Below are 23,032 nucleotides of genomic sequence, written 5' to 3' on the forward strand. Positions count from 1 at the left end.
CCCCGGGCCCGCCCCCGCCGGGGGGCCGGGGGGGCCCGGCCGTCCGCTAGCGCCGGCCCCCACCGCTGTTCTTCCGCGCCTTTCCTCAGAGGCTGCAGGAGTTAATCCTCTGGTAGCTGTCGCGCGGATCCCCATATTTTGGGGGCTCGGCCCACCCAGCAACCGCGGCTTCCGGGGACCCGCTGGTCCGGGACCGTCGGTGCGGTGACTGATGAGGGAGGGCCGTTGATGACAGTCAGGAACCGCACGCGCGACCAGCGCGTCGCGCGGCGTCGCCGCCAGCGGTACTACTGGTCCGCGGTGGTGGCCGTGGTGCCGATCGCCTGGGCCGCCGGGCAGGGGTGGGTTCCCTCAGCGCAGGAGCGCGCCGAGCCGGAGGTGCCGCCGGTCGTCGCGTCGGCACCGCCGTGGAAAGCCGCGGGTGTTGCTGAAGCACCGGTGGTCGCTGATCTGGCGTCCCACGGCATCCCCGTCGTAGCCCACCGCGCCTACGTCGACGCGGCGGGACGGCTCGCCGAGGAGGAGGCGCAGTGCGGCATCGACTGGTCGCTGATCGCCGCCATCGGCCGGGTGGAGACCGATCACGGCCGGTTCGGCGGTACCCAGCTCCGAGCCGACGGGTTCACCTCGCAACCGATCCGCGGCCTGCGCCTCGACGGCAGCAACAGCACCGCGCGGATCACCGACACCGACGGCGGAGGTCTCGACGGGGACCGGGTGTTCGACCGCGCGGTCGGGCCGATGCAGTTCATCCCCGCCACCTGGCGGTCGGCGGGCGCGGGCGGCAACGCCGACAACATCGTCGACGCCGCCGCAGGAACCGGGCGCTACCTGTGCGGGAACGGCGAGGACCTGCGCGGCGAACCGGGACAGCGCGCCGCGGTGTTCGTCTACAACAACTCGGCGCAGTACGTCGACCTGGTGCTGCGCATCGCCGCGGCCTACCGGGCCGGGCACGGCGCCGTCGTGCCAGGGCCCGAACCCGAAGCCGGGAGAGCCGACCACGCCGGCGAGGCGCTCAACGAAGCACCGGTGCCCGAGCCGACCGCACCACCGCCGCTGGAGATCCCCGACATCGAGGTGCCGCCGGCGGTGATCGACCCGGGTCCGGTTCCGGCTGCACCGCCAACCGATCCGCCGGAATCGACTCCTGCGCCAGCCAGCTCGGACGCGCCCGAAGCACCCTCTCTGCCGGACCCGAGCCTCGAGACCACCTCGGCACCTGCGGAGTCCGACGCCCTGCCCGAGGTCGGGGCGGGCACCAGCGAGGGCAGTGGGGCCACAGACTCCGCACCGCCGTCGCCGACCACGACGGACCCGCTCAGCGTGGTTCACGGCCAGGTCGAACTTCCCGACTGCCCGGTCGGTGCGGCGATCGAGGTTCGAAGCGCTGACGGCTCGATCCTCGAGACGCGGATCGTGGATGCGGCCCACCGCCTCGACGTTCGCGGTGTGCACGACGACGGGCCGCCGCTCGAACAGCACGGGTGCACCGAGGTGCGGCCACTGCAGCAGTGATCGGAACCTCGAGTCCCGCTGGAACCGCTGACCCGGGGCCGGGTTCGGGTGATTCCGGGTGACGATCGAGTGGAAAGTGACAACGTGCGTTGACAACGTGGTTAGGCTGTCGCGCATGGCTGGCGCAGCGTGGCAGGCGAGTACGGGCCGATGGCTCGACACCGAGGACGGGCTGCGGTTGTCCGTTCACGTCCACGGGCCCTCGGACGCGCCGACCGTGCTGGCCGTCCACGGCTACCCGGACGACCACTCCATCTGGGACGGTGTGGTCACCGCGCTGACCGACCGGTACCGCGTGGTCACCTACGACGTGCGCGGCGCGGGCGAGTCCGACCGCCCCACCGGCACCGACGGCTACCGCATCGACCAGCTCACCGACGACCTGTACCGCGTCGCCGAGGACGTCAGCCCGGACCGGCCCGTGCACCTGCTGGCCCACGACTGGGGCTCGGTGCAGGCCTGGCACGCCGTGACCGACGCCCGCGCGACCGGCCGCATCGCCTCCTACACCTCGATCTCCGGACCCTGCCTGGACCACTACGGGCAGTGGCTGCGCTCGAAGCTGCGCCCCAACCCCCGCGACCTGCGGGAACTGGCGGCCCAGCTGGCCTTCTCCGCCTACATCGCCTTCTTCCAGCTGCCCGCGCTGCCCGAACTTGCCTGGCGCAGCGGCATCATGCCCAAGCTGATCGCCAACCTGGAACGCCTCGACCCCAAGTCCGCCGCCACACCCACCCGCCCGGTCACCGCCGACGGCGTCCACGGCCTGGAGCTCTACCGCGCCAACGCGGGTCGGCTCGGCGAACCGGAGCGACGCCACACCACCGTCCCGGTGCAGGTCCTGGCACCCACCGGCGACCCGTTCGTGTCGGCCCCGCTGCAGACCCAGGTCGAAGCGCTCGCCGACGACCTGCGCGTGCGCCACCTGCCGGGCGGCCACTGGCTGCCGCGCAGCCGCCCGGAGCTCGTCGCCCGCTGCGCCGCCGAACTCGTCGACCACGTCGAAGGCGGCGAGCAGACCCGCGGCCTGCGCCGCGCCCAGGTGCGCCCGGGACGCGGCGAGTTCGCCGACCAGCTGGTGCTCATCACCGGTGCCGGCAACGGCATCGGCCGGGCCACCGCGCAGGCCTTCGCCGAGGCCGGCGCGCACGTCATCGCCGCCGACCGGGACCGCAAGGCCCTGCAGGCCACCGCGCAGCTGCTCGGCGAGGCCGCCACGACCTACGAGGTCGACGTCACCGACCGGGCCGCGATGACCGATTTCGCGCTGCGCGTGCAGGCCGAGCTCGGCACCCCGGACGTGGTGATCAACAACGCCGGGATCGGCCTGGCCGGGGCTTTCCTGGACACCAGCGTCGCCGACTGGGAGAGCGTCATCGACGTCAACCTCTGGGGCGTCATCCACGGCTGCCGCCTGTTCGGGCAGCAGATGGTCCAGCGCGCCGAGGGCGGCCGGATCATCAACGTCGCCTCCGCCGCCGCGTACCTGCCCTCCCAGGTGCTGCCCGCCTACAGCACCACCAAGGCCGCCGTGCTGCGGCTGAGCGAATGCCTGCGCGTGGAGCTCGCCGGCGACGGCATCAAGGTCACCGCCGTGTGCCCGGGCATGGTCAACACCGGCATCACCACCAGCAGCCGGTTCGCCGGAGTCGACGAGGCCGAGCAGGCCAAGCGCCGCCGCGCGGCCACCGAGCTCTACCAGCGCCGCGACTACAGCCCGCAGCGCGCCGCCGAGGAGATCCTGCGCGCGACCCGCCGTGCCCCGGCCATCGCCCCGGTCACCCCCGAGGCGCGCGCCGGTCTGGTGCTGTCCCGGCTGACCCCGCGCCTGCTGCGGGCAGCCGCCCGAGCCGACCTCATGCCGAAGTAGGAGGAGGCATGACCCACGTCGATCCCGGCGAGCCGGAACGCGTCGTGCTGCACCCCCGCGACGTCGAGTTCGACTGGTCCCAGCTGCCGATGCACTGGATCCCCGGCGAACCCTTCGCCACGCACTGGGTGAACTTCCTGCACCTGGTGCTGCCCGAGGGGGAGCGCTGGTTCGTCGAGGTCTTCAAGCAGGCGCTGCCGCTGATCACCGACGAGCGGCTGGCCGAGGACGTGCGCGGGTTCGTCGGCCAGGAGGCCGTGCACGCCGAGTCGCACCAGGGCGTGATCGACCACTTCGACGCCCACGGCCTGGACACCCGGCCCTTCGTCGAGCAGGTCCGCTGGATGTTCCGCAAGACCCTCGGCGACCGGCCGCTGCGCGGCAAGCGCGCCGAGTCCTGGTTGGTGCAGCGCCTGGCGCTGATCGCCGCGATCGAGCACGTCACCGCGTTCCTGGGCCAGTGGGTCCTCGACGCCGAGGAGCTCGACGTGGCCGGGGCCGATCCGACGATGCTGGACCTGCTGCGCTGGCACGGTGCCGAGGAGGTCGAGCACCGCGCGGTCGCCTTCGAGGTCTACCAGCACATCCACGGCCGCTACCCGCTGCGCTGCCTGTCGATGCTGCTGGCGGCAGGGGTGCTGACCGTGCTGTGGGTGCGCGGGATCCGCTTCCTGATGGCCGCCGACCCGCTGCTGCGCGGCAGGCGCAAACCCCGCTGGCGCGACCTGGTCCGCACCGGGCGGTGTGGCCTGACCCCGAGCTACCGGCAGCTGCTGGGGGCGATCCCGGCGTACTTCCGGCCCGGCTACCACCCCTCGCAGCACGGCTCGACCGCGCAAGCCGTGGCCTACCTGGCCAGCTCACCGGCGGCGCTGGCGGCGGGGCAGTAGATGACCGTGGAACTGCCGAAGTCCCTGGACGGCAGCGGACCGGACCGGCTGATGCGCGTCGTGCACCGGCTCGTCGGCGGCGTGGAGTGGCTGCACCGCAACAGCCGCCGCGACGCCGCACCACCCCGCCCGGTCAACCGGGACATCCCGCTGGTGATCTCCGAGGTCCGCGCCGAAGCCGACGGGGTGCGCAGCCTGCTGCTGACCCGCCCCGGTGGTGGTCTGCTGCCGGCCTGGCAGCCGGGCGCGCACCTGGACGTGCTGCTGCCGTCGGGGCGCAAGCGGCAGTACTCGCTGTGCGGGCCGCCGGGGGAGCGGCGCCACTACCGGATCGCCGTGCGGCGCATCGCCGACGGCGCGGGCGGATCCCGCGAGATCCACGACGAGCTGGACGAGGGCGACCGGATCGTGGCGCGCGGGCCGCGCAACGCCTTCCCGTTCGTGGCCGGTCACTCCTACCTGTTCGTCGCGGGAGGCATCGGCATCACCCCGATCCTGCCGATGGTGCGCACCGCGATGGCCCGGGGCGCCGACTGGCGGCTGGTCTACGCAGGACGTTCGCGCGCCTCGATGCCGTTCCTGCCCGACATCGCCGAGCTGCCGGCCGAACGCGTGTGGACCCGCCCCGACACCGAGTTCGGCATCCCGGCATCCGGTGCCGAACTGCTGGCCCACGCCCCGATGGGAGCGTCGGTCTACGCCTGCGGCCCGGTGCCGATGATCACCGCGCTGCGCCTGGAACTCCCCGGCAGCACCGCGGGGGGCCTGCACTGGGAGCGGTTCTCGGCGCCGCCGATCATCGACGGCCGGAGGTTCACCGTCGAGCTCGCCCGCAGCGGCCGCACCGTGGAGGTACTCGCCGACCGCACGGCGCTGGAGGCGATCGGCGAGGTGCTGCCGGAGGTCGCCTACTCGTGCCGCCAGGGCTTCTGCGGCACCTGCCACGTTCCGCTGCTGTCGGGCCAGGTCCGCCGCCGGAGCCGGGCGCCGAGCGAGGACGTGGCGATCTGCGTGGATCGAGGGCAGGGGCGCATCGCCGTCGATCTGTGAGAGACCCCGGTCGGGGGACCGGTGGGGAGGCGGTGTCGCCCGGTTGCGGGGTGTGACCGGGCGGCACCGCGAAAAACCACTTCCAGCAGCCGAATCGCGGGCCGTAGTGTCGAGCGCGAGCGACCTGGGAGGCACCGTGGAACTGGAAGGCCTGAACGAGATCACCTCGACCGGCGAGCTGGAGGAGGTCGTCGGCGCGCCGCTGCAGCGGGTCCTGGACAAGGGCGACCCGGCCGGGTTCACCCTGTGTCTCGACGAGCGCACCATCGCCCTCCCCGAACGCCCCGGCAACCGGCGCGTCGACGGGTTCCGCAACGTGCTGGCCAACCCGCACGTCGGGCTCATCTACTTCATCCCCGGCCGCGGCGACACGCTGCGCATCAACGGCCGCGCCCGGCTGCTGCGCGACGCCCCGTTCTTCGACCGCATGGTCGTCAAGGGGCACCGCCCGAGCGTGGTGCTGCTGGTGGAGATCGAGCAGGTCTTCCACCATTGCTCCAAGGCGTTCCTGCGCTCCGGGCTGTGGGACGCCGAGACCTGGAACCCCGAGGCCGTGCCGTCGCGCGCCCACATCGCCCAGAACCTCGAGCGCCCGCACGACTCGATGGCCGAGCTGGAGCGCTACTACTCCGACGAGCGCTACAACGGGCTGCTCTACGACGCCAACGCCTGACCCGCCGCGGCGTCGCGGAAGCGGGCCGGGGTGATCGCGTAATCGCCCGCACCGCCCGGTGCAGCGCCTCGTCCTGCGCCAGAGCGCTCTCCCCACCGGTGATCGCGTCGTGCACCCCGCGCAGCGCGGCCGCCAGTCGCGGCTCGTGCAGCACCGGCTCGGCGAACAGCGGAAGCCCCACCCGGCGCCCGGCGGTGTCGGCCAGCACGTCACCGATCAGCTCCGGGGAGATGTGCACGATCAGGTAGGTGAAGCCGCCGTCGTGCGCCGCGTGCCCGTCGTGCGGGTCCTCCGGGTTGAACGCCATCACCATGCCCTGCGCGCTGGTGCGCTGAGCGCCCCGGCAGCGGAAGGTCTGCGCGCCGACCTCGGTGCAGCCGAACGAGTACGACTCGTGGGCGTGCAGGTCGTAGCGGTGGTGTTCGAAGTGCGCGCGCACCACCTCCACCGGCACTCGCGCCGAGCGCCGGTAGGAGACCCACTCCTCGCTCATGCGCCCATTGTTCCGGCCCCGCCGGAGCGGTGAGCGCACCAGCGTTCAAGACCGCCCGCCCCCGCGTGGTCTGGGATGGCGGCATGGCACACCTGACCAAGATCGCCGTGGTGGTGCGCGACGACCTGGCGAGCTGGCAGCGGCTCAACGTCACCGCGTTCCTGGCCAGCGGCATCACCGCCGCCCACCCCGGGCTGATGGGCGAGGACTACGTCGACGCCGACGGCCGGAAGTACCTGCCGCTGCTGGGGCTGCCGGTGCTGGTCTACGCCGCACCGGCCGCCGACCTGGCCCGCAGCCACGCCCGCGCCGTCAGCAGGGACCTGCCCACCGCGATCTACTCCGAAGGCATGTTCAAGACCGGCAACGACGCCGACAACCGCGGTGTCGTCGCCGAACGCGGCACCGACGACCTCGACCTCGTCGGATTCGCCGTGCACGGCCCCCGCAACGCCGTGGACAAGATCTGCAAGGGACTCGCCCTGCACCCCTGAGGAAGTGTGCGAGATCGTCGGGGTGGGTAGTCTCCGGCCATGACGCCCGCGTGGCTGAACTGGCCGGTGCTCAAGCAGCTCACCGGCCCCGACCGGCTGGCCCGAGGCCCCGCGGCCCGGTCCCGGCGCACCGACGAGATGCGAGCGCGCACCAGCGACGCCGACGAGGTCACCCGCTCGGTGTGCCCCTACTGCGCGGTCGGCTGCGGCCAGCGGATCTACACCTCCGGCGGCCGGGTCACCCAGATCGAGGGCGACCCGGACTCGCCGATCAGCCGCGGCCGGTTGTGCCCCAAGGGCTCGGCCAGCCGCGAACTGGTCACCTCACCGCTGCGCGAGACCAAGGTCCGCTACCGGCGCCCGCACGGCACCGACTGGGAAGACCTCGACCTGGACACCGCGCTGGACATGATCGCCGACCGGGTGCTGGCCACCCGGGACGCCACCTGGGAGGACGCCGACGCCGACGGCAGGCCGCTGCGGCGCACGATGGGCATCGCGAGCCTCGGAGGAGCGACCCTCGACAACGAGGAGAACTACCTCATGAAGAAGCTCTACACCGCCCTCGGCGCGATCCAGGTGGAGAACCAGGCGCGCATTTGACACTCCTCCACGGTGCCCGGTCTGGGTGCCTCCTTCGGGCGCGGCGGCGCCACCACCTTCCAGCAAGACCTCGCCGAATCCGACTGCGTCCTCATCCAGGGCTCGAACATGGCCGAAGCCCACCCGGTCGGATTCCAGTGGGTCGTGGAGGCCAAGAGGCGCGGCGCCACGATCATCCACGTCGACCCGCGCTACACGCGCACCTCGGCGCTGGCCCACAAGCACCTCGCGCTGCGCGCGGGCAGCGACATCGCGTTCCTCGGCGGGCTGATCAACCACGTGCTCAGCAACGACGCCCACTTCCACGACTACGTCGTCGCCTACACCAACGCGGCGATGATCGTCGGCGAGGACTTCCGCGACACCGAGGACCTCGACGGCGTTTTCTCCGGCTTCGACCCCGAGGCCGGCAGCTACGACACCACCACGTGGCAGTACCAGGGCAGCCAAGCCGTCCCGGCGGTCGGCGGGCACGGGCCGGAGCACGCACCCAGCACCGCGCACGGCCGCGAGCGGGAAGCCAGCAAGCCCGAGCGCACCGGATCGGGTGGGCCCGTCTACCACGGCCGCCCCGACTCCGACCCGACGCTGCAGCACCCGCGCTGCGTGTTCCAGCTGCTCAAGCGTCACTACGCCCGTTACACCCCAGACGTGGTGGAGGAGATCTGCGGCATCTCGCAGGACGACTTCCGCTGGGTCGCCGATCAGCTCGTCGCCAACTCCGGGCGCGAGCGCACCTCGGCCATCGCCTACGCCGTGGGCTGGACCCACCACACCGTCGGCGCGCAGTACATCCGCGCGGCCTCGATCCTGCAGCTGCTGCTGGGCAACATCGGCCGCCCGGGCGGCGGCATCCTCGCGCTGCGCGGGCACGCCAGCATCCAGGGCTCCACCGACATCCCGACGCTGTTCAACCTGCTGCCCGGCTACATCCCGATGCCGCACGCGCACACCGACACCGACCTGGAGGCCTTCGTCGCCGAGGACGAACACGCCTGCGGCTACTGGGCCAACATCCGCTCCTACCTGGTCAGCCTGCTCAAGGCCTGGTGGGGCGAGCACGCCAGGGCCGACAACGACTTCTGCTTCGACCGGCTGCCCCGGCTCACCGGCGACCACGGCACCTTCCAAACCGTGCTCGACCAGATCGAGGGCCGCTGCCGGGGCTACTTCGTCATCGGCGAGAACCCCGCGGTGGGCACCGCCAACTCCCGCCAGCAGCGGATGGGCCTGGCCACCCTCGACTGGCTGGTGGTGCGCGACCTCAACATGATCGAGACCGCCACCTTCTGGAAGGACGGGCCCGAGATCGAGACCGGCGAGATGCGCACCGCCGACATCGGCACCGAGGTGTTCTTCCTGCCCGCCGCCGCGCACACCGAGAAGGACGGCACCTTCACCAACACCCAGCGACTCCTGCAGTGGCACGACAAGGCCGTCGAGCCCACCGCCGACCAGCGCAGCGACCTGTGGTTCTTCTACCACCTGGGCCGCCGCATCCGGGACAAGCTCACCGGCGAGGACGAGCGCGACCGCGCGCTGCTCGAACTGACCTGGGACTACCCGACGCACGGCGAGATCGACGAGCCCAGCGCCGAAGCCGTGCTCGCCGAGATCAACGGTCACGACGCCGACGGCAACCCGCTGTCGGCCTACCCGCAGCTGCGCGCGGACGGATCCACCAGCTGCGGCTGCTGGATCTACTGCGGCGTCACCGCCGAGGGCGTCAACCAGCCCGCCCGCCGCAAGCCACACGACCAGCAGAACCGCGTGGCACCCGAGTGGGGCTGGGCGTGGCCGGCCAACCGTCGCATCCTCTACAACCGCGCCTCGGCCGATCCCGACGGCAACCCGTGGAGCCGGCGCAAAGCCTACGTGTGGTGGGACGCCGAGCGCGGTGAGTGGACCGGCCACGACGTGCCCGACTTCGACAAGACCAAGCGCCCCGACTTCCAGCCGGAAGCCGGCACCGTCGGGCCGGAGGGCATCTCGGGCACCGAGCCGTTCATCATGCAGAGCGACGGGCGCGGCTGGCTCTACGTGCCCGCCGGACTGGTCGACGGGCCCTTCCCGGCGCACTACGAGCCGCAGGAGTCCCCGGTCGCCAACCGGTTGCACCCGCACCAGCAGCGCAACCCCGCCCGCCAGATCCACTCGCGCCCGGAGAACCGCTACCAGCCCAGCGGCACCGAGCCGGGCAGCGAGGTGTTCCCGTACGTGTTCACCACCTTCCGGCTCACCGAGCACCACACCGCCGGTGGCATGAGCCGCTGGCTGCGGCACCTGTCCGAATTGGCCCCGGCGATGTTCCTGGAGGTCTCCCCGCAGCTGGCCGCCGAACGCGGCCTGACCCACGGCGACTGGGCCACGGTGATCACCGCCCGCAGCGCGATCGAAGGGCGCGTGATGGTCACCGAGCGGATGCGGCCGCTGCTGATCGGCGGCCGCACCCTGCACCAGGTCGGCATCCCCTGGCACTGGGGGCCCAACGGCCTGACCACCGGCGACGCCGCCAACGAGCTCATCGGCGTGGCGCTGGACCCCAACGTGCACATCATGGAGACCAAGGCCGGGACCTGCGATGTCCGTCCCGGACGACGGCCGCGCGCCGCGGCGCTGAACCGCCTGGTCGCCGACTACCGCGACCGCGCGGGCATCGACGAGCGCACCGGCACCGAGCACGCCGACGACCCGAGAACCGAAGGAGGCTGAGCGTGACCGCCAACCGGCTGTCCGGGCCGCTGCCCGACCCGGCGGGGGAGACCGGCTACCCGCCGCAGCCGCGCGCCGGGTTCTTCACCGACACCAGCGTGTGCATCGGCTGCAAGGCCTGCGAGGTCGCCTGCAAGGAGTGGAACCTGCTGCCCGAGGACGGCCTCGACCTCACCGGCATGTCCTACGACAACACCGAGGAGCTCAGCGGCACCACGTGGCGCCACGTCGCCTTCGTCGAGCAGCGCGGCACGCCCGCCGAGCTCGGCATGCCGGAGTTCGGCGCACCGGACGAGCAGCAGGTGCGCTGGCTGATGTCCTCCGACGTGTGCAAGCACTGCACCCACGCCGCCTGCCTGGACGTGTGCCCGACCGGCGCGCTGATCCGCACCGAGCACGGCACGGTGCTGGTGCAGGACGACGTGTGCAACGGCTGCGGCTACTGCGTGCCTGCCTGCCCCTACGGGGTGATCGACATGCGCCCGGACACCGGCGGCGCCGCCAAGTGCACTCTGTGCCAGGACCGCCTCGGCGAGGGGCTGATGCCCGCCTGCGCCTCCGCGTGCCCGACCGAGTCCATCCAGTACGGCCCCCTCGACGAGCTGCGGGAACGCGCCGCGATGCGGGTCGACGAGCTCCACGAGCAGGGCGTGACCAGCGCGCGGCTCTACGGCCACGAGCCCACCGACGGGGTCGGGGGAGACGGGGCGTTCTTCCTGCTGCTCGACGATCCCGAGGTCTACGGCCTGCCGCCGGACCCGGTGGTGACCACCCGCGATCTGCCGTCGATGTGGCGGCACGCGGCTGCCGCTGCGGTCACCGCCGCCGCGCTGATCGCCGGATCGTTCCTCGGGAGGAGAAGGTGAGCTCCTACTACGGGCGCCCGGTGCTCAAGGAACCGGTGTGGAAGGTCCCGGACGTGCCGGCCTACCTCTACCTCGGGGGGATGGCCGGGGCGTCGTCGTCGATGGCGCTGCTGGCCGGTCTCACCGGTCGGCAGCGGCTGGCCCGCACCGGGCGGCTGGCCGCGGCGGTGGGTGCGACGGCCAGCGTCGGCGCCTTGGTGCACGACCTGGGTCGACCGATGCGGTTCCTGAACATGCTGCGGGTGGTCAAGCTGACCTCGCCGCTGAGCGTCGGATCGTGGATCCTCGCGCCGTTCTCGGGGCTGGCGGGTGCTGCCGCGGCCAGCGACGTCACGGGGCTGCTGCCGGTTCCGGGGCGCGCGGCCGGGGTGGTGGCGGGCGTGCTCGCCCCGGCGATGACCACCTACACCGCTGTGCTGCTGGCCGACACCGCCGTGCCCGGCTGGCACGAGGCCTACCGGGAGCTGCCGTTCGTCTTCGCCGGCAGCGCGGTGGCCAGCGCCGGGGCGGTGGGGATGGTGAGTGCTCCCGCCGAGTCCGCGCCGGCCCGGCGGATGGCGGTGTCCGGATCGGTGCTGGAACTGGCCGCCAGCCGGCGCATGGAGGGCCGGTTGGGCTTGGCCGCCGAGGCCTACCGCACCGGCCGCGCGGGTATGGTGCTGCGCGCGGCCCGGGCGGCCACCGCGGTGGGCGCGGGTCTCGCGCTGCTGGCAGGCCGCAGCCGCGCCGCGGGGATCGCGGCGGGCGCGTGCCTGACGTTGGGGTCGATCGCCACCCGCTACGGGGTTTTCGAAGCCGGCCGCGAAACGGCTCGCGACCCTCGGTACGTGGTCGACCCGCAGCGCGAACGCCTGCGCGAGCGGGAGTCCGCGGGGCGTGGCGAAGTGCACTGATCGAATTGACTTGTTGACATTCGGTAGTCACTCACGTGAGTGAGTAGTGGTTCAACTCTCACCCTCCGTGGTTTGATTCCTGGTGAATAACGCGTTTCCGATCAAGAAATGACCTGCGAGAACGCTCGCATCGTGGCGATCTTGATTACGTTTCTATGACGAGCGCCACCTGCCCACGGTTTTGTTCACGCTTTTCAGCTACGTAGCGTTGCGCACCGTCGGCGCCCCCGAGCCGACGGCAAGACCGGAAGTCCGCAGCGCCGAACCCTGCCCGGCGGACTCTCCGAAACCCCGAGACGCATTGCGGGCAGGGAGCGTGACGACCGCCGGTCACCCCGGCGCGGCAGGCCGAGAGTGGCCGGCCGCGAGTGCGGGACGCCGGAGCCGCGGCGGCACGGAGGCGTTGCTGGAGACGAAGACAGAAAATGGGCAAGCACCGCAAGTCCACCAACACCCGCCGCAACATGACCCGCGTCGCCGTCGCCGGCGCGATGGTCGCCGCGCCGTTCGCGATGACCATGCCGGCCAACGCGGCCTCGGAGTCCACTTGGGACGCCGTCGCGCAGTGCGAGAGCGGTGGCAACTGGAGCATCAACACCGGCAACGGTTACTACGGTGGTCTGCAGTTCAGCCAGTCCACCTGGGCCGGCTACGGTGGCACCAACTACGCCTCGAACGCCGCGCAGGCCAGCAAGTCGCAGCAGATCGCCGTGGCCGAGCGCGTGCTGCAGGCCCAGGGCCCGGGGGCGTGGCCGGTGTGCTCCAAGAAGGCCGGTCTGACCAAGAGCGGCAGCGCCGAGCACCAGGACGTCTCCTCGAGCAAGAAGAGCACCGAGAAGAAGTCCAGCTCGTCGGAGAAGAAGTCCACGACCAAGAAGAACCCGGTCAAGAAGACCGTCCAGGTCGAGGGCACCTACACCGTCCAGGTCGGTGACACCCTCAGCTCCATCGCCGAGAAGAGCGGCGTGAGCTGGGAGTCGATCTTCGACAAGAACCGCTCCGTGGTCAAGGACGCGAACGTGATCTTCCCGGGTCAGCAGCTCGCCATCAAGTGACCCACCCCGTCTTCGGACCAGGGTGCGCGTGAACGAGGGACCCCGCCTGCCTCTCTCCGGCGGGGTCCCTCGTTCACGATTCCGGATGTGCTTCTCACTTGAGCTTGCGGCGGCGTAGGTCGTTGCGGATGTCCCATGCGGTCCAGCCGATTCCGGCGAAGGCGAGAAAGCCCAACAGCAGGAGGAGTTCGGTCACGTTCGGCTCCCTTCGGATCTTGACGGACACCGTCGGGATCAAATCCGAGCGTAATTGCACATTCGTTGATCGCCGAGCGTATTACCGCAATGAACCCCAACGGGTGAGCAGGCGAGAGCAGGTGCTCCGCCGTTCGGCCTCAAAACTCCGCAACCACAAGAAAAGCGCATCAGTCGTGAATCCGGCTCTGAACTCACGAGCCGTTCGACGATCACGCAGCGTTCCCGCGTGAAATCAACGCGAGTGAAAACGTCCCGATAGCGGGACTTGTCGGCATGTCCGCGCTGCCACGTCCCCCGGTCCCGCCGGACCATTGACGTGACCGCACTCACCCCGCGCGCCCCTACCCCCGGCTTTCGGAAAGGGGACCTCGATGTTCACCGCAGTTCAGCTCGATGCCGCGGCCTCTTCCGGCATCGACGGCTGGGTCGGACCGGCCTCGATCACCGCCGGTCTCGTGCTCTTGATCGTCGCGCTGTTTCGCCGCAGCAGGGCCACACTGGCCAAGAAGCGAAGGGCGGCGCGACCTAGTGCGGCCGATTAGCGGTGTCGCGCAGCCCTGAGCCGATCTGGCGTCCCGCGTGTGACGGGCGCCTGAGGGGGAGGGGATGCATGGCCGACACCACTCGGGAGACCGACGAACCATCGGTCGACCAGACACCGGTCCCGCGCCAAGCAGCGGAGCAAACCGGCCGACACCGGCCGTCTGACCAGCAGACCAGCACCGACCAGCGTTGGACGGTCGTCCCAGCACCGACCCAGCAACCCGCCGGGCGGGGGCTGGACGTGCGCACGACCGCCGCCATCAACACCGGGCGGCTGGCCGCGGCGATGTCGCAGCGCCTCGGCCTGGGATCCGGCGGCATGATCGGTGGCCGTCTGGCGCTGAGGCTACAGCCCAACCTCCTGCAGCGGCTGGCAACCGGCCGGCGTGTCGTCATGGTCACCGGCACCAACGGCAAGACCACCACCACGCAGATGGTCGCCGAAGCCCTGCGCGCCCAGGCGCCCGCGGTGTCCAACGCCACCGGCGCGAACATGCTCGACGGCCACGTCGCCGCCCTGATGACCAGGCTCGACGCCCCGTTCGCGGCCCTGGAGGTCGACGAGCTGCACCTGACGCAGGTCACCGAGCGCTTCGAACCGGCCGCGATCCTGCTGCTCAACCTCAGCCGCGACCAGCTCGACCGGGTCGGGGAGGTGCGCACCGTGGCCGCCAGCATCCAGCGCGCGCTGGCCCAAGCACCCGGCGCGCAGGTCATCGCCAACCGCGACGACCCCAACATCGTCTTCGCCGCCTCCGAGCACCCCCACGTCACCTGGGTCTCCGGCGGCGTGCGGTGGCGCGACGACGCCCTGAACTGCCCCCGCTGCGGCGCCTTCATCGGCGACGTCGACCGCGACTGGCGCTGCCAGTGCGGCCTGGCCCGCCCGCCCGCTGACTGGAAGGTCACCGACACCGGTGTCCTCGACGCCGAAGGCACCCACCACGAGCTCGCCCTGGCCCTGCCCGGGCACGTCAACCGCGTCAACGCCACCTTCGCGCTGGCCGCGGCCCTGGACCTCGGCGGTGAGGAAGCCCCCGCGCTGGCCCGCATCCGCCGCATCTCGCAGGCCGCAGGCCGCTACGACACCCTGCGCGTCGGCGGCCGCAAGGTGCGGCTGCTGCTGGCCAAGAACCCCGCCAGCTGGCTGGAGATGCTCGACCTGGTCTCCGGCAACGACGAACCGCTGGTGCTGGTGGTCAACAGCCGCGAAGCCGACGGGTACGACGTCTCCTGGCTGTGGGACGTCGACTTCGAGATGCTGCGCGGCCGACCCGTGCAAGTCGCCGGCGACCGCGCCCTGGACCTGGCGGTCCGGCTGCGCTACGCCCAGGTGCCCGCCACCGTCGCCTCCACCGTGGAGGTCGCCCTCGGCGGCACCGACGGCGGCGTGCCCGACGTGATCGCCAACTACACCGCCTTCCGCGACGTGCTGACCAGGAGTCGACGATGACCGGGGAACGAGTCCGCATCGCCCTCGTGCTGCCCGACCTGCTGGGGACCTACGGCGACCGCGGCAACGCGATCGTGCTGGCGCAGCGGCTGCGCTGGCGCGGCATCGGCAGCCAGCTGGTCACCGTGCTCTCCTCCGACGACGCCGTGCCGGAGGGCTGCGACCTCTACCTCATCGGTGGTGGTGAGGACGTCGCCCAGGTCGCGGCCGTGCGCTTCCTGCGCCGGGGCGCCGGCCTGACCCGCGCCGTGCAGCACGGGGTTCCGGTGCTGGGCATCTGCGGCGGCCTGCAGGTGCTGGGCACCAGCTTCGTCACCGGCGACGGGCAGCGCCACGAAGGCATGGGCCTGGTCGACGCCTCCACCGAACCCGGGCGCGGACGAGCCATCGGCGAGGTCACCACCCAAGCCACCCTCGGCGGCGTCGGCATGCTCACCGGCTTCGAGAACCACCTCGGCCGCACCGCCCTCGGCCCCGGCTCGCATGCGCTGGGCAGGGTGGTCCGGGGCACCGGCAACGGCCACGACCAGGCCGAAGGCGCCGTCAACGGGCACGTCATCTGCACCTACATGCACGGCCCCGTCCTCGCGCGCAACCCGAAGCTGGCCGACCTGCTGCTGGAGTGGGCCATCGGCGAACCCCTGGCGCCCCTGCCGGACCCGCCGGAGCTCAAGGCGCTGCGCACCGAACGCACCCGCGTGCACGTGCGCAACCGCAAGTAGTCAGCGACGGGCGAACCGGCCCAGCTTGCGCAGGGCCGGCTTGAGCTCCGGCGCCCGCAGCAACGCCAGCACGCCGAGGCTGACCGCGAGCACCACCACCCCGTGCAGCAGCAGCGCCAGCCACGCATCGGCCCACGGGCTCAGCGGCCCCAGCAGCGCGCGCACCCCGGAGAGCACCACCAGCGAGCACACCGCACCGGCGGCCCCGGCCACCAGCGCGCGCAGGCAACCCGCCAGCGTCGCGCCGGTGCGCAACGACCCGAGCCGGGCCCGCAACCAGACCTGGCCGACGACCGCGCCCAGCAGGAAGCTCGCCGACATCGCCGCGGTCACCCCGAGCACCAGGTCCTCCGGAGCCACCGTGGCCAGCACCAGGTAGCACAGCGCGCTGCGCACCACGACCATGATCACGTTGATCCAGGTCGGCGTGCGCGCGTCGTGCATCGCGTAGAACGCGCGCAGCTGCAGCATCGTGATCCCGAACGGCACCACCCCGGCCGCGGCCGCCGCCAGCGCCCAACCGAGCCGCCCGGCGGCGGCCACGTCGCTGGCGCCCAGCGAGAAGAACGCCACCGACAGCGGGCCGCCCGCCACCACCAGCAGCGCGCTGACCGGCATCAGCAGCACCGCGGTCATCCGCGTGCCCCACGCGACGTCGTCGACGAACGCCCGCGTGTGCCCGGCCGCGGCGGATTCGCTGATGCGCGGCATCAGCGCCGTCAGCAGCGACACCCCCAGCACGCCGTAGGGCACCTGTGAGAGCAGCCACGCGTAGTTGAACGTCGCCACGCTGCCCGGGGTGCCCTGCGCGGTGACGCGGGTGATCACCACCATCCCGGCCTGGCTGACCAGCGTGTAGAGCACCACCCAGCCGGCCAGCCCGCCGAACTCCGAGAGCCGCCGGTCCCAGCCCCACCGCCACCGGTAGCGGAACCCGCTGCGCCGCAGCGACACCACCATCACCAGCAGCTGGCTGGTGATGCCTGCCAGCGTTCCCAGACCGAGGATCAGCAGCTTCGGTTCACCGATGCGCACCGGGTCGGTGGAGATCTCCCCGGGCACCAGGGCGTAGACCGCGACGGTGGCGATCACGACCAGGTTGTTGACCACCGGGGCCCACGCGGGAGTGCCGAAGACCCCGCGCACGTTGAGGATCGCCTGCAGCAGCGCCGACATGCCGTAGCAGACGATCCCGGGCAGCAGCAGGTAGGCGAAGGCGGTGGTGAGCTCGGCGTTGGCGCGGGTGTCGGCACCCAGGTACAGGGCGGTGAGCAAACCGGCGCAGGCCACGGCCACGGCGGTGGCGACCACCAGCAGCACCGCGCCCATCGTGATCATCCACTGCGCGTAGGACTCGCCCTGCTCGGGCCCCTCCTGCTGGGCGCGCACCAGCAGCGGCACGGCGATGCTGGTCAGCACCCCGCCCAGCAGCAGCTCGTTGACCACGGTCGGCAGGGTGTTGGCCACGGTGTAGGAGTCGTTGACCATGCCCAGCCCGAGCACCACGACCAGCAGCACCTTGGCCAGCAGCCCGCTGACCCTGCTGGTGGCGGTGGCCACGGCCATCGCCGCGCTCGCGCGGGCCAGTGAGGGGCGGCGAACACCGGTGTCGGCCTGATCGACCACGTAGCCCTCCCCTCGGTGCGCTCGATGCCGAAGGTGCCACGAAACACCCGATCTCGCCGGGCGGAGCCGATCCGTGGCAGGCTGATCGTTGACGGCTGCGGAAGGGGTGCGCGGGTGATCGTGTTCGGGGTCGTGCTGTTGGTAGCCGGGGCGGTGGTGGCGATCGCCTACGGCGGTGACGCGGGCGGCTGGCTGCTGCCGGTCGGTCTGATGGCCGCAGGCCTGGGCGTCTCGATCGCAGGACTGGTCGCGCGGGTGCGCCGCTCCCCGCTGCGCGCCGCCGTGCGCGCGCACCGCACCGGAGCGGCAGGCTCGCCGCTCGACCGCGTGCGGGCCCTGCCGGCGATGCTGGGCGCGACCGCCCGCGGCCGGAACCCGCAGCTGCCGCGCTACCAGCTGCTGCTGTGGCTGATCGCGCTGGTCTACCTGGTCTCGCCGATCGACCTCATCCCGGAGTTCCTGCCGCTGCTGGGCATCGGCGACGACATCGGCGTCGCCAGCTGGCTGCTGACCAGCCTCTACGCCGAATCGGGCAACTACCTCGCAGGCGAGGACGAGCGCCGTGAGATCGAACCGGGGGAGCGTCAGTAGGAGTCGCCGGGTTGGACGTGCTGGGTGTCGGCGCGGCGGTTCTTGCGGCGGCCGAACAGGGCGTGATCGATCGACCAGGTGCCGGCGTTGAAGCTCATCGCGAGCACGGCCGCGCCGATGGCCAGCGGCAGCTCGAAGCCGTTGGGCGCGAACAGCCCGTGCTGCAGGTGCACGAACAGGATCGCCCCGGCCATGTCGATGGCCACCGCGATGCCGACCAGCGGCAACGCGATGCCGAGGATCAGCAGGATCCCGCCGGCCAGCTCGACGATGGTCGCGTACCAGGCGGAGACGTGGGGCAGCGGGACGCCCATCTTGCCGAAGTTCTGCGCTGTGGTCGGGATGCCCCACACCATCAGCTTCTGCCACCCGTGGGCGATGAGGATGACCCCGACCCCGATGCGGCCGATGATCGTGAAGAAGCTCCGAATCGCGTTCATGGCAACTCCCGTGTTGGTCACCTGCGTCGAGTGACCCCAGTGTGGTGGCGATCGACTTCCCCGACATCTCGAAGTCGCGGCCGCGCACACGACTGTGGCCCCGGCGAACCGCCGGGGCCACAGTCCTCAGGACGTCACTTGAGCAGGTTGCGGGCCATGACCATGCGCTGGACCTGATTGGTGCCCTCGTAGATCTGGGTGATCTTGGCGTCGCGCATCATGCGCTCGACCGGGAAGTCGCGGGTGTAGCCGGCGCCGCCGAAGAGCTGGACGGCGTCGGTGGTGACCTCCATCGCCACGTCGGAGGCGAAGCACTTGGCGGCGGCGGAGATGAACCCGAGGTTCGGCTCGCCGCGCTCGGCGCGGGCGGCGGCGACGTAGACCATCTGGCGGGCCGACTCGACCTTCATCGCCATGTCGGCGAGCATGAACTGCACGCCCTGGAACTCGGCGATGGCCTTGCCGAACTGCTTGCGCTCCTTGACGTAGGCCAGCGCGTGGTCGAGCGCGCCCTGCGCGATGCCGACCGCCTGCGCACCGATCGTCGGGCGGGTGTGGTCGAGGGTCTTGAGCGCGGTCTTGAAGCCGGTGCCCGGTTCGCCGATGATCCGGTCGGCCGGGATGGTGGCGTCCTCGAAGTACAGCTCGACGGTGGGCGAGCCCTTGATGCCGAGCTTCTTCTCCTTCGGGCCGACGGTGAAGCCCGGGTCGTCGGCGTGCACGGCGAAGGCGCTGATGCCGTTGGCGCCCTTGTCCGGGTCGGTCACGGCCATGACCGTGTACCACTTGGACACGCCGCCGTTGGTGATCCAGCACTTGCTGCCGTTGAGCACCCAGTTGTCGCCGTCGAGGCGGGCGCGGGTCTTCATCGCCGCGGCGTCGGAACCGGCTTCGCGCTCGGACAGCGCGTAGGAGGCGGTGGTCTCACCGCTGGCGATGGCGGGCAGGACCTGCTTCTTGAGGTCGTCGGAGGCCGACAGGATGATCGGCATGGTGCCGAGCTTGTTGACCGCGGGGATCAGCGAGGAGGAGCCGCACACGCGGGCGACCTCTTCGATGACGATGCAGGTGGACACCGAGTCGGCGCCTTCGCCGCCGTATTCCTCGGGAATGTGCGTGGCGGCGAAACCCGCCTTGACCAGGGCGTCGAGTGCTTCCTTCGGGTAGCGCTCCTGCTCGTCGACCTCCGCCGCGTAGGGCGCGATCTCCTTCTCCGCCAGGGCGCGCACCGCCTCGCGCAGGGCTTCGTGCTCCTCGGCGAGCTGGTAGGTGCCGAAGTTCGGGTCCACCGGGTCCCTCCCTAGTCCCGTCGCTTGGCCGCGGCGGGGGTTCGTCGCATGCCGCCCGCGTAACGCGGCGGACCTGATATCGACGTCATCGTAACGGCACTGAGTGCCACTAGCAATTCGCGGTGCTATATTCCGGCCATGTCCGAGGCAGTCGCTGCGGCGCCCAAGCCCCGTTCCGGACGAACTCCGCACGGCCGCCGGAAGGTGCGCAGCGCGATCGCGGTCGCCGCGTTGGAGAAGTTCGCCGAGCAGGGCTTCGAGGCGACCACTGTGGACCAGATCGCCGAAGCCGCCGGGGTGGGCCGGCGGACCTTCTTCCGGTACTTCCGGTCCAAGGAGGACGTCGTGTTCCCCGGGCACGACGAACGGCTCGCCGAGGTCGTGGAGCTGCTGGAGGGCGCCGACCCCGACGCCGACGCGCTGCTGGTGCTGGGCGAGGCGGCCGAGTTCGTGCTGGGCATGTACCTGGAGGAGCCCGAGGTCTCGCTGAAGCGCTCGGAGCTGACCAGGCAGGTTCCGTCCTTGCGGGACAAGGAGATCGCGAGCATCGACCGCTACCAGCGCGTCTTCGCCCGCTACCTGCGCGCCCGCTTCGCCGGCCAGCCCGACGCCGAGCTGCACGCCGCGGTGGCCGCTGCGGCGGTGGTCGCCGCGCACAACCACGTGCTGCGGCAGTGGCTGCGCAGCGGGGGAGAGCTCGACGCGCGGGCGGCGTTGCGGCACGCCACCGACCAGGTCGCCGAGGCGCTGGCGGGGCAGTGGCCGACCGGGGAGTCCGAACAGGACGACGAGGCGGTCGTGGTGGCGGCGGTGCGGACCTCGGCGTCGGCCGGGGTGGTCCTCAAGCACGTCCGGGAAGCGCTGCGCGACCTCGAGCGCTGAAGCGCGCGGCACTGAGTGCCGAACATGATCGCCGCACAGTCACATGTTGATTACATCCATGGTTTCAGTGTCGAGTGAATTCAATGCGGGTGGGCGGGGCACCTCTGCGCACCACCCACCCCGAAAGATCACGCCAGGAAGGCCTCGAGCGCGTCAGCTCCGGCGGGGGCGCCGCCGGAGGAGTGCAGCAGCTCGCGCATGCGGTCGAGCCCGCGGCGGACCTCGGCGTCGACGGTGATCCGGTCGACGGTTTCCCGCAGCTCGGCGGCGGTGACGGTGTCGGTGTCGAGCTTGACGCCGAGCCCCAGCTCCTCGGCGCGGGCGGCGTTGGCGGCCTGCTCGGGCATCTGCGGGACGGCGACGAGCGGAACGCCGGCGTGCACGGACTCCATCGTCGAGTTCATCCCGGCGTGCGAGACGAACGCCGCCGCGCGCCGCAGCACGGCGGGTTGCGGGAAGGAGCGGCGGACGTCGAAGTTCGCCGGAACCTCACCCAGATCGGCGATGTCGATGCGCGAACCGACCGACATCGCGACCTGCCAGCCGCTGCCGGCGAAGGCCTCCACGCACAGCCGGTAGAACTCCGGGCGCTGGTTGAACGCGGTCCCCAGCGAGATGAACAGCAGCGGGCGCTGCGGGTCGGCGGGGGAGTAGGGCTCGTTCTCGCGATCGCCCAGCAGGGGGCCGATGAAGCGGAAGCGCTCGTCGAAGGTCTCGTGCTCGAGCTGGAACTGCTCGGGCAGGAACACCAGGTTCAGCTCGGCCGGAACGGTGCCGAACAGCGAGGGTGCCGCGACCCCGAACTCCGCACCGAGCGCGCTGATCTCCTCCTGGACCCTGGCCATCGCTTCCGGGGGAGGGGCTCCCAGCGCCGAAGCGTGTTCGGCCATCACCGAGGTGCGCAGGTCGAACTTCTCGTTGCTGGCGAAGTTGGGCACCAGCGCGACCGCTGGGACACCGAGCTTGTCGGCGAGCATGCGCCCGTAGGTGGTCATCACGTCGCTGCACACCGCGTCCGGCGGCGCGTCGGCGAAGTGCTCCAGCAGGACCGGCATGCACTTGCGGACGTCGTCGACGAAGAACTCCGCCATCCTGCGCAGGCGCTCGGGGCTCAGGGGATTGCCCGCGGCGCCGAGGTCGGGGATCTGGGTGGGCAGGTCGACGACCTCGGCGCCGGTGGCGCGCACGGCCTCGGCGGCGTCGGCGCCGACCGCGTAGCTGACGCGGTGGCCGCGGTCGAGCAGTTCGGTGACCAGCGCCAGCGTCGGGTTGACGTGACCGAAGGCGGGAACGCTGGTGAACAGGAAGTGCTTCTTCATGGCTCCTCGAAACCGGTTACAGGGGGCGGCGGAAACCGCGGACGGCGATGGCGATGCCGAGGGCGCACAGCAGCGCGCTGGTGGCCAGCGCCGAGATCACGCCGGTGCCGGTGGGCAGCGCCAGCGAGAGGTTGCGGGAGGCGTCGACGGCGTAGGTCAGCGGGTTGATCTTGGCGACGACGCTCAGCCAGTCCGGCAGCGCCTGCACGGGGACGAACGCGCTGGAGGCGAACATCAGCGGGAACATCGCCAGGAAACCGATGCTCTGCATGACCTCCTCCTTGCGCAGCCAGGCGCCCAGGGCGAGGAAGATCCACGACAGCGACCAGCTGACGAACAGCGCCAAGCCGAAGGCTCCGAGCGTGCCGCCGATGCCGCCGGCGGGCTCGAAGCCGAACAGCAGGGAGGCCACCGACAGCAGGACGATCAGCTGCACGGCGGTGCGCGCCAGGTCCGACAGGCTGCGGGCGATGAGCACCGAGCTCATGCCGATCGGCAGGGCGCGGAAGCGGGCGATGACGCCGTTCTTCAGGTCGGTGACCAGGCCGACGCCGGACTGCATGGCCGCGCCGATCCCGGTGGTGACCAGGATGGCCGGCATTAGGTAGTTGATGTAGCTGCCGCCCTGGTCGGCGACGTTGCCCAGCATGGCATTGCCGAAGACCTGGCTGAACAGCACGAGCATGATCAGCGGTTGCAGCAGGCTGAAGACGACCACGCGCGGGTCCTTGACCACGGCGCGCAACGACCGGCCGGTCAGCACCAGGATCTGGGTGGGGTAGGAGGCGCCGCGCCATCGGCGTCCGGTGGGTGCGGCGGTGCTCGGCGGAGCGATGGTGGTCACGGGTTCCC

21 protein-coding genes and 1 pseudogene are annotated in these 23,032 nt (G+C 71.4%); 15 read left to right on the plus strand and 7 right to left on the minus strand.

Translation table 11 applies throughout. The annotated features are described in order from the left end of the window. Nucleotides 1-228: 228 nt before the first annotated feature. The 5 genes from R4I43_RS25655 to R4I43_RS25675 all read left to right on the plus strand — a co-directional run bounded on the left by R4I43_RS25655 (nucleotide 229) and on the right by R4I43_RS25675 (nucleotide 6,001). Nucleotides 229-1,518 carry a hypothetical protein gene (locus R4I43_RS25655; protein WP_324268262.1) on the plus strand — a complete coding sequence of 430 codons (1,290 nt, stop codon included), beginning with the start codon at nucleotides 229-231 and terminating at the stop codon, nucleotides 1,516-1,518. A 115-nt stretch (nucleotides 1,519-1,633) separates the two neighbouring features. Continuing rightward, nucleotides 1,634-3,388 carry an SDR family oxidoreductase gene (locus R4I43_RS25660; protein WP_324268263.1) on the plus strand — a complete coding sequence of 585 codons (1,755 nt, stop codon included), beginning with the start codon at nucleotides 1,634-1,636 and terminating at the stop codon, nucleotides 3,386-3,388. 8 nt (nucleotides 3,389-3,396) lie between these two features. Further along, nucleotides 3,397-4,278, plus strand: a complete 882-nt coding sequence (locus R4I43_RS25665) for a metal-dependent hydrolase (RefSeq protein WP_324268264.1) — start codon at nucleotides 3,397-3,399, stop codon at nucleotides 4,276-4,278. Next, nucleotides 4,279-5,328 carry a PDR/VanB family oxidoreductase gene (locus tag R4I43_RS25670; protein ID WP_324268265.1) on the plus strand — a complete coding sequence of 350 codons (1,050 nt, stop codon included), beginning with the start codon at nucleotides 4,279-4,281 and terminating at the stop codon, nucleotides 5,326-5,328. Between the two features lie 136 nt (nucleotides 5,329-5,464). Beyond that, nucleotides 5,465-6,001: an MSMEG_1061 family FMN-dependent PPOX-type flavoprotein gene (locus R4I43_RS25675; protein ID WP_324268266.1), complete on the plus strand. Its 537-nt coding sequence runs from the start codon at nucleotides 5,465-5,467 to the stop codon at nucleotides 5,999-6,001. 112 nt (nucleotides 6,002-6,113) lie between these two features. Here the strand turns inward: R4I43_RS25675 and R4I43_RS34420 are convergent. Continuing rightward, a pseudogene (locus tag R4I43_RS34420) lies at nucleotides 6,114-6,494 on the minus strand (AraC family ligand binding domain-containing protein); the annotation flags it as partial. Between the two features lie 83 nt (nucleotides 6,495-6,577). Here R4I43_RS34420 and R4I43_RS25685 point away from each other — a divergent pair. The 5 genes from R4I43_RS25685 to R4I43_RS25705 all read left to right on the plus strand — a co-directional run bounded on the left by R4I43_RS25685 (nucleotide 6,578) and on the right by R4I43_RS25705 (nucleotide 13,117). Continuing rightward, on the plus strand, nucleotides 6,578-6,988 hold the full coding sequence (locus R4I43_RS25685; protein WP_324268370.1) for a DUF2000 domain-containing protein: 411 nt from the start codon (nucleotides 6,578-6,580) through the stop codon (nucleotides 6,986-6,988). 39 nt (nucleotides 6,989-7,027) lie between these two features. Then, on the plus strand, nucleotides 7,028-10,303 hold the full coding sequence (gene fdh / locus R4I43_RS25690; RefSeq protein ID WP_324268268.1) for a formate dehydrogenase: 3,276 nt from the start codon (nucleotides 7,028-7,030) through the stop codon (nucleotides 10,301-10,303). Between the two features lie 2 nt (nucleotides 10,304-10,305). Then, nucleotides 10,306-11,169 (plus strand): 4Fe-4S dicluster domain-containing protein, encoded by an 864-nt coding sequence (locus R4I43_RS25695; RefSeq protein ID WP_407691317.1) that lies wholly within the window; start codon nucleotides 10,306-10,308, stop codon nucleotides 11,167-11,169. Beyond that, a complete protein-coding gene (gene nrfD, locus R4I43_RS25700) occupies nucleotides 11,166-12,062 on the plus strand; it encodes an NrfD/PsrC family molybdoenzyme membrane anchor subunit (protein WP_324268269.1) in 897 nt (298 codons plus the stop codon). Before R4I43_RS25695 ends, nrfD begins: the two co-directional genes overlap by 4 nt. A 425-nt stretch (nucleotides 12,063-12,487) precedes the next feature. Further along, nucleotides 12,488-13,117, plus strand: a complete 630-nt coding sequence (locus R4I43_RS25705; protein WP_324268270.1) for a transglycosylase family protein — start codon at nucleotides 12,488-12,490, stop codon at nucleotides 13,115-13,117. A gap of 94 nt (nucleotides 13,118-13,211) precedes the next feature. Here R4I43_RS25705 and R4I43_RS25710 read toward each other — a convergent pair whose 3' ends face one another. Further along, nucleotides 13,212-13,343 (minus strand): hypothetical protein, encoded by a 132-nt coding sequence (locus R4I43_RS25710; RefSeq protein ID WP_324268271.1) that lies wholly within the window; start codon nucleotides 13,341-13,343, stop codon nucleotides 13,212-13,214. 343 nt (nucleotides 13,344-13,686) lie between these two features. On the opposite strand from R4I43_RS25710, the gene R4I43_RS25715 reads away from it, so the two are divergent. From R4I43_RS25715 to R4I43_RS25725, 3 genes are all read left to right on the plus strand, one after another. After that, nucleotides 13,687-13,857 carry a hypothetical protein gene (locus R4I43_RS25715; RefSeq protein WP_324268272.1) on the plus strand — a complete coding sequence of 57 codons (171 nt, stop codon included), beginning with the start codon at nucleotides 13,687-13,689 and terminating at the stop codon, nucleotides 13,855-13,857. Between the two features lie 68 nt (nucleotides 13,858-13,925). Next, a complete protein-coding gene (locus tag R4I43_RS25720) occupies nucleotides 13,926-15,311 on the plus strand; it encodes a MurT ligase domain-containing protein (RefSeq protein ID WP_324268273.1) in 1,386 nt (461 codons plus the stop codon). Continuing rightward, nucleotides 15,308-16,033 (plus strand): type 1 glutamine amidotransferase, encoded by a 726-nt coding sequence (locus R4I43_RS25725; RefSeq protein WP_324268274.1) that lies wholly within the window; start codon nucleotides 15,308-15,310, stop codon nucleotides 16,031-16,033. The genes R4I43_RS25720 and R4I43_RS25725 overlap by 4 nt, the downstream gene beginning before the upstream one ends. Here R4I43_RS25725 and murJ read toward each other — a convergent pair whose 3' ends face one another. Beyond that, nucleotides 16,034-17,659, minus strand: a complete 1,626-nt coding sequence (gene murJ, locus R4I43_RS25730) for a murein biosynthesis integral membrane protein MurJ (RefSeq protein ID WP_324268275.1) — start codon at nucleotides 17,657-17,659, stop codon at nucleotides 16,034-16,036. A 114-nt stretch (nucleotides 17,660-17,773) separates the two neighbouring features. Here murJ and R4I43_RS25735 point away from each other — a divergent pair, with 114 nt between their 5' ends. Further along, nucleotides 17,774-18,250, plus strand: coding sequence for a YkvA family protein (locus R4I43_RS25735; RefSeq protein ID WP_324268276.1), 477 nt, complete (start codon nucleotides 17,774-17,776; stop codon nucleotides 18,248-18,250). Here R4I43_RS25735 and R4I43_RS25740 read toward each other — a convergent pair. Together R4I43_RS25740 and R4I43_RS25745 are read right to left on the minus strand one after the other, a co-directional pair. Then, the gene (locus R4I43_RS25740; protein ID WP_324268277.1) at nucleotides 18,244-18,690 is read right to left on the minus strand and encodes a DoxX family protein; all 447 of its coding nucleotides are present in this window, start codon (nucleotides 18,688-18,690) and stop codon (nucleotides 18,244-18,246) included. The genes R4I43_RS25735 and R4I43_RS25740 overlap by 7 nt on opposite strands. Nucleotides 18,691-18,824: 134 nt before the next feature. Continuing rightward, nucleotides 18,825-19,979 carry an acyl-CoA dehydrogenase gene (locus tag R4I43_RS25745; protein ID WP_324268278.1) on the minus strand — a complete coding sequence of 385 codons (1,155 nt, stop codon included), beginning with the start codon at nucleotides 19,977-19,979 and terminating at the stop codon, nucleotides 18,825-18,827. A gap of 138 nt (nucleotides 19,980-20,117) precedes the next feature. Between R4I43_RS25745 and R4I43_RS25750 the strand changes: the two genes are divergently transcribed. Next, a complete protein-coding gene (locus R4I43_RS25750; RefSeq protein WP_324268279.1) occupies nucleotides 20,118-20,861 on the plus strand; it encodes a TetR family transcriptional regulator in 744 nt (247 codons plus the stop codon). A gap of 128 nt (nucleotides 20,862-20,989) precedes the next feature. Here R4I43_RS25750 and R4I43_RS25755 read toward each other — a convergent pair whose 3' ends face one another. Beyond that, nucleotides 20,990-22,180 (minus strand): macrolide family glycosyltransferase, encoded by a 1,191-nt coding sequence (locus R4I43_RS25755; protein WP_324268280.1) that lies wholly within the window; start codon nucleotides 22,178-22,180, stop codon nucleotides 20,990-20,992. A 16-nt stretch (nucleotides 22,181-22,196) separates the two neighbouring features. Beyond that, entirely contained in the window at nucleotides 22,197-23,024 is an 828-nt protein-coding gene (locus R4I43_RS25760; RefSeq protein ID WP_324268281.1) for an ABC transporter permease, read from the minus strand. Between the last annotated feature and the right edge of the window lie 8 nt (nucleotides 23,025-23,032).

Source organism: Saccharopolyspora mangrovi (genome assembly GCF_035320975.1).
Taxonomy (GTDB): Bacteria; Actinomycetota; Actinomycetes; order Mycobacteriales; family Pseudonocardiaceae; genus Saccharopolyspora; species Saccharopolyspora mangrovi.